Annotated in this window: 10 protein-coding genes and 2 pseudogenes; 6 read left to right on the top strand and 6 right to left on the bottom strand. The window is 69.4% G+C overall.

The features are described from left to right. The 3 genes and pseudogenes from ABZ656_RS08835 to ABZ656_RS08825 all read left to right on the top strand — a co-directional run. A pseudogene (locus tag ABZ656_RS08835) lies at positions 1-96 on the top strand (GntR family transcriptional regulator); the annotation flags it as partial. 103 nt (positions 97-199) lie between these two features. Continuing rightward, positions 200-775 (top strand): XRE family transcriptional regulator, encoded by a 576-nt coding sequence (locus tag ABZ656_RS08830; RefSeq protein ID WP_075029965.1) that lies wholly within the window; start codon positions 200-202, stop codon positions 773-775. Between the two features lie 21 nt (positions 776-796). Further along, positions 797-1,858, top strand: a complete 1,062-nt coding sequence (locus ABZ656_RS08825) for a low specificity L-threonine aldolase (protein WP_360265911.1) — start codon at positions 797-799, stop codon at positions 1,856-1,858. 101 nt (positions 1,859-1,959) lie between these two features. Here ABZ656_RS08825 and ABZ656_RS08820 read toward each other — a convergent pair whose 3' ends face one another. Further along, positions 1,960-3,570 (bottom strand): metallophosphoesterase family protein, encoded by a 1,611-nt coding sequence (locus tag ABZ656_RS08820; RefSeq protein ID WP_360265908.1) that lies wholly within the window; start codon positions 3,568-3,570, stop codon positions 1,960-1,962. Between the two features lie 225 nt (positions 3,571-3,795). On the opposite strand from ABZ656_RS08820, the pseudogene ABZ656_RS08815 reads away from it, so the two are divergent. Beyond that, positions 3,796-4,050: pseudogene (locus ABZ656_RS08815) on the top strand (hydrolase); the annotation flags it as partial. 170 nt (positions 4,051-4,220) lie between these two features. Further along, positions 4,221-4,556 carry a hypothetical protein gene (locus tag ABZ656_RS08810; protein ID WP_099925933.1) on the top strand — a complete coding sequence of 112 codons (336 nt, stop codon included), beginning with the start codon at positions 4,221-4,223 and terminating at the stop codon, positions 4,554-4,556. A 54-nt stretch (positions 4,557-4,610) separates the two neighbouring features. On the opposite strand, the gene ABZ656_RS08805 is transcribed toward ABZ656_RS08810, so the two are convergent. After that, the gene (locus tag ABZ656_RS08805; RefSeq protein ID WP_360265904.1) at positions 4,611-7,517 is read right to left on the bottom strand and encodes an alpha-L-rhamnosidase; all 2,907 of its coding nucleotides are present in this window, start codon (positions 7,515-7,517) and stop codon (positions 4,611-4,613) included. 608 nt (positions 7,518-8,125) lie between these two features. Between ABZ656_RS08805 and ABZ656_RS08800 the strand changes: the two genes are divergently transcribed. Continuing rightward, positions 8,126-9,748: a glycoside hydrolase family 76 protein gene (locus ABZ656_RS08800; protein ID WP_360265928.1), complete on the top strand. Its 1,623-nt coding sequence runs from the start codon at positions 8,126-8,128 to the stop codon at positions 9,746-9,748. A 690-nt stretch (positions 9,749-10,438) separates the two neighbouring features. On the opposite strand, the gene ABZ656_RS08795 is transcribed toward ABZ656_RS08800, so the two are convergent. The 4 genes from ABZ656_RS08795 to ABZ656_RS08780 all read right to left on the bottom strand — a co-directional run bounded on the left by ABZ656_RS08795 (position 10,439) and on the right by ABZ656_RS08780 (position 13,517). Then, the gene (locus ABZ656_RS08795) at positions 10,439-10,993 is read right to left on the bottom strand and encodes a dihydrofolate reductase family protein (RefSeq protein ID WP_101406707.1); all 555 of its coding nucleotides are present in this window, start codon (positions 10,991-10,993) and stop codon (positions 10,439-10,441) included. A gap of 96 nt (positions 10,994-11,089) precedes the next feature. Next, positions 11,090-11,818 carry a helix-turn-helix domain-containing protein gene (locus ABZ656_RS08790; RefSeq protein ID WP_360265901.1) on the bottom strand — a complete coding sequence of 243 codons (729 nt, stop codon included), beginning with the start codon at positions 11,816-11,818 and terminating at the stop codon, positions 11,090-11,092. Positions 11,819-12,165: 347 nt separating this feature from the next. Continuing rightward, positions 12,166-12,810: a hypothetical protein gene (locus tag ABZ656_RS08785; protein ID WP_360265898.1), complete on the bottom strand. Its 645-nt coding sequence runs from the start codon at positions 12,808-12,810 to the stop codon at positions 12,166-12,168. Between the two features lie 131 nt (positions 12,811-12,941). Next, positions 12,942-13,517, bottom strand: coding sequence for a cation:proton antiporter (locus ABZ656_RS08780; RefSeq protein WP_360265895.1), 576 nt, complete (start codon positions 13,515-13,517; stop codon positions 12,942-12,944). Between the last annotated feature and the right edge of the window lie 9 nt (positions 13,518-13,526).

Raw genomic sequence — 13,526 nt, 5'->3', positions numbered from 1 at the left:
TACGAGTCCATCGCCTCCGGCGACCCGGAGCGCGCCCGCGCGCACGCCCTCACCCACGTCCAGGCCAACTACCGGTCGACGGTGCGGCACCTCTTTCACTGCCCAGGGGTGTTCGGTATAGTGAACGCATGGTTCACTCCGTCGGGTCTTTTGGGGCCCGCATCCGCGTGTCCTGCACCACAACCCACAGGAGCCACTGATGACGCCCCCTCCGGCCGGCCGCCAGCCGGTGAGCAGTACCGCAGCCGCGGTCGGCGCGAAAATCCGCCTGCGCCGCCAGCAGCGCGGCATGAGCGCCGCGGAGATGGCCCGGCGCGCCGGACTCAGCAAGGCCACCTTGTCGCAGCTGGAAGCCGGCAACGGCAATCCGACGATCGACACCCTGGACGCGATCGCGATCGCCCTGCGCATTCCGATCGCCGACCTGCTGGCGCGTGACGCCGACACCGGGCCGGTCTTCCGGCCCGGCACGGACATCGAGCCCGGCGAGGTCTCCCGGGAACTGCTGCGCCGCATCAGCAGCGGCAACAGCCTGGAGATCTGGCGGCTGCGTATCCCGCCCGAGACGGAGCTGCCCGGCGTCCCGCACGCCACCGGCACGATCGAGCACCTGCTCATCGCCACCGGGCACGTCACCGCCGGCCCCGTCGACGCCCCGCAGGATCTGGGCCCCGGCGACATGCTCGCCTTCGCCGGGGACGCCCCGCACTTCTACCGCACCGGCGCCGAGGAAGTGGACATCACCGTCGTCTTCGCCTCCCCCATCAGCACCTGAGCACCAAGGAAGACCCCTTCCATGAGCACCACCATCGCCACCACCCCCTCAAGCCGTGCCTTCATCAGCGACAACATGGCCGGGGCATCCCCTGAGATAGCCCAGGCCGTCGCCGACGCGGCCGCCGGGCAGGTCCTGCCGTACGGCAACGACCCCTTCACCGACCGCGCCCGCCACAGACTCAGCGAGATCTTCGAGCGCGACGTCGACGTCTTCCCGGTCTCCACCGGGTCCGCCGCCAACGGCCTGAGCCTGGCCGCCCTCACCCCGCCGTGGGGCAGCGTGCTCTCCCACCCCGACAGCCACATCAACACCGACGAATGCGGCGCTCCGGAGTTCTTCACCAACGGCGCCAAGCTCGTCGGTGTCCCGGGCCCCGACACCAAGATCGGCCCCGAAGCGCTGCAGGCGGCGGTGCGCCGCCGGGCCGGTGACGTGCACAGCGTGCAGCCGTCCGCGCTGAGCATCAGCCAGGCCACCGAGAGCGGCAGCGTCTACACCCTGGAGGAGATCCGCCGCCTGTCCGCCATCGCCAAGGACGCCGGACTGCGCGTCCACATGGACGGCGCGCGCTTCGCCAACGCCCTGGACCATCTCGGCGTCACCCCGGCCGAGATGACCTGGAAGGCCGGCATCGACGTCCTGTCCTTCGGCGCCACCAAGAACGGCGCGATGACCGCCGACGCCATCGTCTGCTTCGACCCCACGCTCGCCACCGAACTCGCCTTCCGGGGCAAGCGCGCCGGCCAGCTCGCCTCCAAGATGCGCTTCCAGACGGCCCAGATCGACGCATACCTCACCGACGGCCTGTGGCTGCGCAACGCCCGCCAGGCCAACGCGATGGCCACCCGGCTCGGGGACGGGCTCAAGGCCATCCCCGGCACCGGCCTTCTGGCCACGCCGCAGGCCAACATCCTCTTCTGCCACCTGCCTCAGCAGGTCACCGAAGGACTCCTCGCCGAGGGCTACGCCTTCTACCACGACCGCTGGGAACCGGGGATCGTCCGGTTGGTCACCGCCTTCTCCCACAGCGCCGACGACATCGACCAGCTACTCGACGCCGTCCGGCGCCACACCCGCTGACCGACGCCGACGGCAGCTTCAAGGTCTCCGACTGACTGTGTACCGACGGAGCGCGGTTCACCCCTGCGCCGTCGGGGACCGGTGGCGGACCGGCGGCAGGGTCACCTCGAGTGGCCGTCGGAGCGCCGGCGGTGGAGCGTGAAGGTCTCGAACACCGACAGGTCGCCGTTCGGCTTGTTCACGTTGTAGTAGGTCACGTGCATGCGGGTGGTGTCACCGGCGTGCCGGCCGGGGTCGACGGTGAAGGCGGCGAAGCCGTAGGGGTGCTCGATGTCCCGGACTCCGGTCCAGACCGCCTCCTCCTTGGTGTAGGCGGAGGTGCGCTTGCCGTTGGAGCCGGGGGTCGCCGACACAGCGGTGATCACCTTGGCGGTGCCGTCCGTGAAGAACTTCTCGTTCGTCGTACCCGAGACACCTCCGCCGCCGAGGATCATGTGCACGGTGCCAAGACCGGTGTCGATGGAGTCGGTGGCCTGGGAGACCGGACGAGGGGTCAGCGTCTCGCTGCCGGTGACGACGCCGCGGACGGCGAGCGAGCGCTCGTAGTTGTGCTCATGGCCGCAGAGCACGAGGTCCACGCCGTACCTGTCGAACAGGGGACCGTACTTCTGGCGCAGACCCAGGTCGGCGCCGTTCGCGTCCGAGGAGCTGATCATGACCTGGTGCATGGCGACGACCACCCAGTCGATGTCCCCGGAGGAGCGCGCCGCCTTCAGCTCCTTTTCCAGGAAGGCGAGTTGCCGTCCGCCCGAGTAACCGCTGATGTAGACGTCGCCACCGTCCTGGAGGCAGTTGTCGTCGTTCTGCAGCACGATCACCCGGACGGAGCCGACCGTGAACGCGTACCACAGGCCCGCGAGTTCGACGTCGGTCTCGGTGGAGGGGAGGGTGAAGTAGGTCTGATAGGCGCCGAGCCCGAGTGGGCCGTTCGCCTTCTCGATCTCGTGGTTGCCGGCCGCGGGCATCCAGGGGCGAAAGCGTGCGGAACGGGTGTTGTTGGTGAAGAAGTTGTTCCAGGTACGCACCCGGTCGACGTCCAGGTTCGCATAGCACAGGTCGCCGTTGAGCAGATGGAAGAGCGGGGCGACCTGCTCGATGCCGGTGACGATGTCCTTCGTCGCGGGGGTGGAGTTCGCGTCGAGCGCCACCGCGCCGTTGGCCGCCCAGGTCACCTGCGGAGCGGACTGGTCGCCGAAGCTGGTGAAGGTGAACGGCTTCCGTCCGCGCGGAGCGGTGCGGAACGTACCGCTGTCGGGGGTCGTCCCCTCATGGGTGGCGAGGTAGACGTAGTCGGTGCCCGGGGTGAGCCGGTTCAGCGACGCATGGTGGACGTAGACGGTACGGCTGGAGGTGCCGTCCACGTAGGTGACGGTCCGGGCGTCGGCGCTGGATCCGAAGCCGTCCTCCAGCGTGCCGTAGTGCACAACGGGTCTGGTCACCGGTCTGTCGGTGATCCACGACACCGTCATCTGGGTGCGCGGGTCTGCCCCGAAGGTCAGGTGCAGCCCTTGGACCGGCGGCGCACCGGCCGAGTCCGCGGTGAGGTGGAGGGCCGGGGCGGCGAGCGGAGCGGCCTGTGCCGTACCTGCTCCCAGCAACGGGGTGACGGCCGCGCCGGCCCCTGCCGTACCGAGGAGGCCCAGCGCGTGGCGACGGCTGACCCCCTCGGAAGACTGCGTCGACCCGTCCGGTGTCCCTGTCTGTGTGGCCATGGCGCCCTCTCTGGCGAGCAGTTGAGCTGACATCGACCGCACACTGGCGCGTCCCAGCGGCCCCTGAGTGAACGGTGCGTTGCCAGACGGCCATTGCGCCGCGAGTGGCGGGCCATGGAGGCGATTCTTGCCCCTGCCTTTGCCAGTGGCCGCCCCGCCGTTGACGCGACCGCCCCGCGCATCCGCTCAACGGCCCATGCGGTGGCCTCACGACGTGACCGGGCGTACCACATCGACGGACAGCTCTTCGGCACCCATGACTCCGCGTACCTGCCGGAGCGACCGATGTCGATCAACTTCAACCAGTGGCTGATCGATCTCGCGGGCCGGACCGGCACCACCGCGCGGGCGTACGACGAGCAGGTCGACTACGTCCTGCACGTCAAGGACCAGGTCCTCACACCGGCGCAGGTCGCCGCCAAGGTGACGGGGTACCGCAGCGCAGGCACCACGTTCGAGGACACCGTCCCCAGCAGCTGATCCCATCACCCGATGACGAAGGACCAGGGCGACCGCACACCCGGCGCACAGACACGCACCGGGTGCGCGGTCCGCCGCCCCGACCGCGCAGGCCGACGGCGAGTGGCCGAGCCTCTGAGACTCCTCAAGTCGCTTGGCACGCAGAGAACATGGCGGTCAGGCTGATCCCCATGACAGGAATCACGGGACTGAGCAAGAAGAACAACTTCGTGCTGGCCATCCGGGACGCGGACGTGGTCGCGGCGACCCTGCGCCAGGCACTGGCCGAGGCCTCACCGGAAGAGCGCCTCGGTCTGGAACGCGCTGCCGCGCTCGTCGAGTCCACCGCCTCCGCCACCGAGACCCAGCTCCGTGCCCGCTGGGTCCGCTCCCGGCTGGCCGACGTCGGCTTCACCGGGGACATCACCTCGGTCGCGGCGGTGCGGGCGCTGCGCCAGGCGGAACCGAAACTGAGCCTGCTGGCGGCGGTGCAACTGCAGAAGGAGGCAGTGGCCCATCCGGAGTGATCCGGCAGCCCCCTGACACGCGGGGAACGGAGGCTGCCGGAGGCGTTGCGCTGCTCAGGAGGTGAGGTAGCAGGTCTTGCTCACGCCCGGCAGCGGATCGGTGCCGAACGCCGCCGTCGTGCAGCCGGTGCCGCCGGTGAACGCCTTGTAGAGGAAACGGCCCCGGGCGCCGTAGGCGACGGTCTGCTGTCCGCTGAAGGCGCACGTGCCGCCTTCGGCGGAGCAGGAGGCGGCGTATCCGACCGGCCCGCCGGTGGCGGTGTAGCAGGCCTTCGACTCGCCGGGGATCGGATCTCCGAACGTGGCGTCGGTGCACGGGGTGTCGCCGGTGGCCGTGATCGTCGTGAACGCTCCGAAGGCGCCGTATGTCACCGGCTGCCCCGCGGCGGCCGGGCAGGTCCCGTTCTGGTCGGCGCACTTGGTCCAGCCGCCGGACGGGGCGTCCGCGGGCGGGAGGTAGCAGGACTTGGCCACTCCGTCGATGGGATCGCCGAAGTGGGCGTTGGAGCAGTCGACGGAGCCGTTGGTGACCTGGTGGACGAAGTTGCCGTTGGCGCCGTAGGCGACGTCGCGGTTGTAGCCGGGCACGGCGCACGTGCCGCCTTCGGCCGCGCAGGCGGTGTATCCGGGCGGGCCGCCCGCGTCGGCGACGTAGCAGGACTTGACGAGATTGGACGCCGGGTCGCCGCCGAAGGAGTCGTTGGTGCAGGCGGTGCTGCCGGTCACCGTCTTGTACGTGTACGTCCCGGCGCCGTAGGCCACCGAGCGGGTGCCGCTGAAGGTGCAGGTGCCGCCCTCGCCCGCGCACCGGGTGAAGCCCGGCCGCAGGGCGCCGGTACCGGGGTCGGCGGGTGGCGACGGATTGCCCAGTCCGGTGGCGGTCACGGTGTAACTTCCGGGGGCGACGCCGGTGAGGTAGACGTAGGTGTCGTCCTGGCTCGCGCCGGTTATGCCGGAGGTGGGCGTGAAGGTTCCGTCCCGCCATACGACGGTGCCGTTCACGGACACCGAGATGTTGCCGCCGCCGAACTTCGGGACGCCGATGCGGCCGGTGGTGCCCGACGGGCTGGTCAAGTGTGCCGAATATGTGCCGGCGGCGGGGTCGCGGGACCAGGACGCGTTGATGGCGCCCTGGGGCATGGTGATGCGGCCCTCGGCGCTGGTGAGGTCACCTGGGTGCGGGACGAAGCGGTACGTGCCGGTCGCCGACTCCGGTGCGGTGCCCAGCACGTCGAAGGTGAGCGTGGAGGTGGGCGCGGTGGACCAGCCGTGGGCCAGGCTCATGAACGAACCGCCGTAGGCGAGGCCGCCGTCGGCCTTGACGCCCTCCCAGAAGGTGCTCTTGGTGCCGATGTCGCTGTCGAGCATGTGGCCCCAGGTACGGCGGATCTGGTCCAGTGCGGTGTAGTCGTCGTTGGCGGTGAAGCGGGCGTTCAGCTCCATGCCGCCGGCGAAGGGTGACACATCGCCGCCCCACTCGGGGGTGGTGGGGCCGTAGATGCCCCAGTTCTTGCCGAGCCCCGCGATGATGCTTTTCGACTTGGCCGTGGAGTCGCTCAACCCGTACCAGACGGCGAGGGAGTTGCCGTCCTGCGGGTACAGGCCGCTCGTGGGGTTGTCCTTGTACATGCCCCTCGCGGCGTCCCACAGAAGGGAGTTGGCGGCGGTCTTGATGGCGGCCGCCTTGGCGTTCCAGCTCGCGGCGAGCGCACTGTCGCCCTCGACCGCGGCGAGGCCCGCGCCGCCCCTGAGCGCGCCGTACAACAGCGCGTTGGCGGAGATGTTCTCGCCGCCCTGGCCGACCCGCGCCCAGTCCTGGGTGCGGGTCACGTTGAGCAGGTCGTTGCCGTCGATCTTGTCGGTGATGAAGGCCATCCCCCGCTTGTAGTTGGACCATTCCGAGTCCAGCCATGCCCGGTCGGCGGTGTACGTGTAGTACGTCGACGTCCCCAGCAAGGTCCAGGTGTGGTACGTGTCCGAGCCGGTGAGGTTGAACGGCGGGCCGGACCACGGGATTTCGCCCGTCGCCGACTGCGCGTTGTACATCGTGGTGAGCGCGTTGCGGGTCGAGGTGAGGTCGTTGGAGTACGCGTACTGCGTGGGGACGGCGATGCCCATGTCGCCGGGCCACACCGTCCGGTCGCGCTTGGCGCCGTCGACCAGGACGGAGTCACCGACGCCGACGGTGGCGCTGTTGTCCCACGCCGAGGCGGGCGGGGGCCAGGCGCGGCCCTGGTTGGAGGCGATCGTGTCGAGTTGCACCGTGTACGCCCCGGCGTACCAGATGCTGTTGAGCAGCTCGTCGCTGGAGGAGAAGTAGTTGGCGTAGTCGGCCGGGTCGGCCTTCCCCGGGGCGGCGGTGAACGCGAGGCTGACGCCCTTGAGGTCCACCCAGCCCGAGGTGTCGAGGAAGACGGTCAAGTAGCGGAAGCCGCCTCGCAGTTGAGCGGTAGGCATCGTGTAGGTGCCGTTGACGGAAGGCGCGACGTAGAGGGCGCCGTCCTCGCCGTCGCGGCCGCTGCTGCGGTCGCTGTTGTTGCCCACGTACAGGGACGACTCGCTGAAGGCCAGGCCTACCCGCTGGCCGCTGGTGCTGGTGCTGCCGAAAGACAACGTTGCCAGACCGCCGACCTCCTTGCCGAAGTCGAGAGTGATGGCCGACTGTGCGCCGGAGATCCGCGTCGACTGTCCACTGAGGACGTTCTGCGGGTTCGCGACGCTGCCGGACGTACGGTGGACGGCGGTCGGCTTGAGGGTGCGCGAGGTCGGTGAGTAGTTCAGCGCGTCCAGTGCCGCCCGGGCACCGGACGTTGTGGTTGCCGACGCCGACAGGGACGCGGGAGGGGCCGCGCCGGCAGGCGGCGCGGGTGCCGCGACCAGCGCGGCGGTCACCACCGTGGCGAGGCCGAATAGGCGTCCTGGACTGGGCTTTCGGTTCAGCGGGGGCCGGCGGCGGCGCATGAATACCTCCCGGATCGGGTGCGGAAACCGACTGCTCGATTCGGCGACCAATCGCTTGAATCGATTCAAAAAATGCCGGTGCAGGCCTGGGGCTGAAGAAACAGCAGGGGTGCGAGACGGCTCGCCGAAGTTCGCACCGATGATGGGCGCCCGAAAAGCGGGTGTCAACCCATCGCGGCAGCCGTCAACTCCTGTGAAAGAAGCCGCCCGTTGCGACATTGACAAGGCTCGGGCGAGCCGGTTCACTGCCTCGGAGACAGGCACAGGTATGGACCATTGATCCAATTCCCCGGCGCGGCTCCGTGCGAGCCGTCGGCTCCCGTCACGCCCGCCAACCGGCGTCCCCCATCGTGAAATCGAGGCATCCGGTGCCCCTACGAAGCTCCGACATCGTTGTCAGGTCACGGCTTCTCAGCTTCCTGCTGACGGCCGCTCTCGCGTTCGTGGCACTGGTCCCGGCCGCGACGCCCGCGGGCGCCGCCACTCAGGTGTGCGTACTGGCCTGTGACACGCTGGACCCCTCACAGGCCCGGCAGGAGAGCTTCCCGGTGCCGAACAAGGACCTCAACGGCCGTCGCCTCGAACTGCATGTGTCCGACGCGGACGACATGGCCTGGGCCAGCATCGACAACGGCGTGACCGGCGACTCGGTGTGGCTGGACCGCTCCTGGGACGGCGGCGCCACCTGGGAAGGACTGCTCGGCAAGGCGAGCATCCCGGGAACCTGGACCGGCACCAGGACGCTGATGTACAACATCACCGACCCGCGCAACCACCGACGCGGCCTCGTCCGGGCCTGCGGCGACGCCGCAGGCGTCGGTTGCACGAACTGGGTCTACCCCACCGTCTGCGACACCCTCTGCGACGGCACGAGCGCAGGCCAGGCGGCCGGCGACGACCAGCCCGTGCCGTCAACCACCTTGTACGGCCGCACGATCCGGCTGCACGTCGACCAGAAGGGCTCCATGGCCTGGGCGAGCATCGACACCGGGGGCGCCGGCGACGAGATCTGGCTCGACCGCTCCTGGGACGGCGGTTCGACCTGGCCGGACGGCTCCTCACTCGGCCGTACCAGCACCCCGTCCGGGGCCACCGGCACCCGTACCGCCATGTACGCGACCCGCGACCCGCGCGGCCTCCTCTACGGCGGCGCGGTCCGCGCCTGCGGCCGGGAGGCCAGCCACAACGAGGGCAGCTGCACCGCGTGGGTCAGGCCCGCTCCGACCAGGGTGCGCGCCGCGGCGGACACGCTGATGACCTCGTACGACCCGTACAACGGCTGGTGGCCCAGCAGTTGGTGGAACTCGGCCGCCACCCTCACTTCCCTCATCGATTTCGCCAGGACCACCGGCACGCACAACTACGACTGGGTCATCGCGCGCACCTTCGACCAGAACAAGGGCGCCTTCGCCGCCGGTGTGCGCAGTTCGGACACCATCGAGGGCGACTTCATCAGCCGTTCCATCGACGACTCGGGCTGGTGGGCCATCGCCTGGATCGACGCGTACGACTACACGGGTGACTCCCGCTATCTGAACGAGGCGGTCACCATCGCCAACTACGTCCAGCAGTACTGGGACCCCAGCACCTGCGGCGGCGGCGTGTGGTGGGACCGCGAGCGCACCTACAAGAACGCCGTGACGAACGGACAGTACCTCTGGCTGACCACCGCGCTGCACCAGCGCATCCCGGGCGACACGGTGTGGCTGCAGCGGGCCAGGACATCCGCCGCCTGGTACAGGGCCAGCGGGATGATCAACTCCTCGGGGCTGGTGAACGACGGGCTCACCCCGGCCTGCGCCAACAACGGCAGCACCGTGTGGAGTTACAACCAGGGACTGGCCATCGGCGGCTTCACCGAACTGTGGAGGACGACCGGGGACAGCTCCCTGCTGGCCACCGCACGAACCCTGGCCGACGCCGCCGTCAGTCGCCCGACGCTGACCCGGGACGGAGTGCTCACCGAGTCGTGCGACATCGGCTCCGCGTCCTGCGACGACAACCAGAAGCAGTTCAAGGGCGTCTTCATGCGGAACTTCGCCGACCTCGCGAAGGCGACCGGTTCCAGCACCTACCAGAGTTACGTCCAGACGCAGGCGGACACGTTGTGGGCACGGGACCGTAGCTCCCTCAACGCCCTCGGTGAACGCTGGGCCGGCACCAGCCCCAACCAGACCGACTGGCGTACTCAGGCCGGCGCCCTCGAAGCGCTCACCGCCGCCGCGGGCTGACGACCGCCTCCGGAAGCCGGTGGCACGCGGGTCCCCGACCCGCGTGCCGCCGGCGCGCAAGGTGAGTGCCCTACACCTGGGCGCACGGATGCATGGTCCCGTTGATCCGCCTCCCCGGTAATCCGTCCGCCCCGGGGAGGACCAGCGAACTCCGCGATTTCCCTGGGTGGCGATCGCCCCCGGTCGTGAACGCCATCCGCGTCTTGGGACGCATGGTCCCGACGGCCATCTGCTGTTCGACCACCATGCCCATGACCTGCGCGGCGCACGGACCGGTACCGGCCTCCCCACCATCTGGCTCTGACCAGCCCCTTCGAATCGGTCCCGGCCAGGTGCGCGTTCCGGCCGGTCTCCGGGGGCATCCGGCACCGCACCGGCAATCCCTCGACCGACAACATTTCTCGCCTTGACAATTTTTTTGTCGGTTTGGAGCGTCCGCGCGCCGCGTGCAGCACCACCTGCGCGCGCATCCGCAGCCGGTGCTCGGCCTTGTGGCCATAGGCCATCTTCTTCAGCCGCTCGCGTTCGGCCGGGGTCGGGGCTATCGGGCGGGCAACCGCAACGGGCAAGGCAGGCAGGCCGATCGGGAGAAGCGGATCATGATGGGCCGTAGACTGCCGCACCGGGTTCGGGCCTGCCGTTTCCTGTTGCCGGGGCGTCTCGTGGGCTCACGCCCGCGCCGAGCAGCGCTCAGCGCGTCGGACGGTAGGTCGCGATGATCACTCCGCTGCTGGTCGGCCGGGCGCTCACCAGCTGCAACTTCTTCAGGGGGGCGTCATCAGTGAACAGCTTCTTGCGGCCCTCGCCCGCCACCACCGGGTGGATCAGCAGTACCAGTTCGTCCAGCAGGTCCTGCTCCAGCAACGAACGCACCAGCGTCGGGCTGCCCGCGACGGTGATGTCCTTGCCCTCGCCCGCCTTGAGCTCCTCGATCGCTGCCGCCAGATCGCCTTTGACAAGCGTGCTGTTCGCCCAGTCCTCGACACTGTCCAGCGTGGAGGAGACGACGTACTTGGGCGAATCATTGATCCACTTCGCGAAACCGGCGTCCTCGCCGCTGGTCACCGTCGGCCAGTACCCGGCCCACTCGGTGAAGGTCACCCGGCCCAGCAGAATCGTGTCGGCCGTCTCCAGCGTCTCCCCCAGCACCGCGCCCATCTCCTCATCGAAATCGAACTGCCACTCGTTCGGCGACTGGGCGACACCGTCGAGCGAGACGAACAGACCCGAAACGACCTTGCGCATGATTCCTCCGTGATGAGTCCGGGGTCGTCTGCCCGGTCCGAGCCGGGACGGCCCTTTGACCGGGACGGGCCGACCCCGTCGGCTACGCCAGGAAGACTATGCGGGCATCGAAGCTGAGGTCTTGTACAGAAGCGACAGGGGCTCCGCCCTGTCCGGAGCGCTCAGCTGAGTGGCGGTCCGGCCGATGTACCGGGTCAAGGACCGCGCCAGGTGCGGCTGGTCGAAGTAGCCCAGCCGGTGCACGATGTCCTGGGCCGGCGCACTCTCCTGGATCAGTACCGCCGCCTCGCGGGCGCGGTGGATCTGCCGGATGGCGCCCCGGGTGAGGCCAGTCGCCGCGACAAAGCGCCGCTGGAGGGTGCGCTCGGAGACGTCGGGGGTGGCGCCGTCGAGCACGGCGGGCACGATCGGGTCGCAGTCCACGATGCCCTCACGCACCATGCGCCGTACGAACGCCTCCGCGTTGTCGTAATCGGGCGGGTGCCAAGCGGAGCCCTTCAGCCAGACGGAGCGCCGCGTCACGTCGGGTATCTCCGCGCTACCGCCCACGAGTCGACTGATCGGTATGTGCGGCATCGAGGTGCCGAGGGCAAAGCTGATGCCGAAGAACGTGGCGTCCTTGGGTACGGGGGCCAGGCAGGCCTTGGGCTCCGGGCCCAGTACGGCCGCCCGGACCTGACCGTGCTGCTCCCAGAAGACGAGCTCCCAGTGCGATGTCGCGATCGACGTCATCCTGCCCACGTCGTCGCTGCGGCTGCGCCACACCCGCTCGATGTACGGCAGCTCCGACGGCCGGCTCTCGATCTCCAGGCCCAATCGGATCACCCCCGTTTACCGCTGCCTGAACCGCCAGTGTGTCACGTCGTCCGGAAGGCCAGAGCGCGTGCGAGATGCGCGGGGAGGATCAGCGCGGCTCGGCCTGAACGCGGCCAGTGGCCCGACGCCCGCAAGGCGCGTGTGGAAGCCCAGCCACATCGGGGAAGTTCACCACTCCGACCTGGACGATCTGCTGGCCAGGCTCGACCGGCACGCCGCCGGTCATCAGGAAGAATCCTCGTTCCGCCTCGCCGCATGATCAACCCCCGAAGGACTTCCGGAGCCGACCACTCAGGAGTGCGCCGGGTCTTCCCGGGAAGACTCCGCCGCCGCGTGATTCGCCTTTCTCCTCACCGTCACCCCGCAGACGCAGAGAACTCCGGCGCTTCGCGCCTCCAGACCGAGGACCGCATTCCCGCCCGGCCTGAAGGCCCCGATTCCCTGCGAAGATTCAGAAGATGGCAGCGGGCGAGGGTGAGTTCCGCGGTCTTGTCCTCGTCGTCGGGGAAGCGGGCCCGGCGGACCACGGTCGGCGGTGTGGGACCGAGGAACGTCAGGGTGACGACGATGACGACGGCCGTGATGAACACGACGGCGTCGCGTTGCTCGACGACATGTCCCTCAGCGGTCGCGGCGGGCACGGTCAGCGCCGCGGCCAGCGAGATGGCTCCGCGCATCCCCGCCCACGCCAGCGGCAGGCGTTGAGGGGCGGTGATACGGCGGTCCCGCTGCTGAGGACGCCGGTCCAGGAATCTGACCAGATAAGGGACCGAGTAGAACCAGAGCAGCCGTGTCCCGATCACAGCGACGCTCCCGGCGCAGGCGGCGATCGCGGCCTGTGCCAGGGAGACCGAGGTCAATGCCCTCACCGCGGAAGGCAGTTGGATGCCGACGAGGATGAACAGCGCGCTGTTGGTCAGGTAACTGGCCACTTCCCAGAAGGCGACGGCCTGGATGCGGGCGTCGGAACCGATGACGCGGGGGCCGAATCGGGTGGTCACAAGGCCTCAGGTGACGACGGCGAGGACGCCGGACACATGCAGGAGCTCGGCGGGCAGGTAGGCCAGGAAGGGGGTGGCGACACTCAGCACGCTGTGGAGCAGTGGCTCGGGCAGCCGGCGCCGGACCGGGATCAGGAGCAGCGCGACCGCGGCCCGATCAGGATTCCGCCGACGTAGGACTCGGCGAAGGCGACCGCCGTGCCGGACCAGGAGACGGGTTGCTCATCGGTGACGACCTCGATGGTCACGGCCAGCAGGACCAGAGCGGTGCCGTCGTTCAGCAGGCTTTCGGCGCGCAGCACGGTCAGGATGCGGCGCGGCATGGCCTCGGCGACCGCGGAGACGGCCGCGGCGTCGGTCGGAGCCAGGACGGCGCCGAGGACGAAGGCGATGGGCCGGCTGTAGCCCAACGCGGGGGCCACGGCGGCGACGACGGTGGCCAGGACCAGCCCGGTGGACTGCAGGGCGATGCTGCGGAAGTTGTTGCGGATCTCGCGCACCGAGGAGGTCAGCGCCTCCCAGTACAGCAGGACGGGGAGAAAGAGGAACAGGACGACATCGGGGGACAGCGCGAACGCGGCGAAGGACGGTGTCAGTCCGATGAGGCAGCCTGCGCCGAGCAGCAGCAGCGGTTCGCTCAGGCCCGTACGACGCGACAGCCGGCCCATCGCCAGTACACCGACGGCGACGACAACGATCAGTTCCAACTTTCCATG

The organism is Streptomyces sp. NPDC007095 (assembly GCF_040634475.1).
Lineage (GTDB): Bacteria > Actinomycetota > Actinomycetes > Streptomycetales > Streptomycetaceae > Streptomyces.
This window is presented reverse-complemented; position numbering and strand designations above follow the sequence as displayed.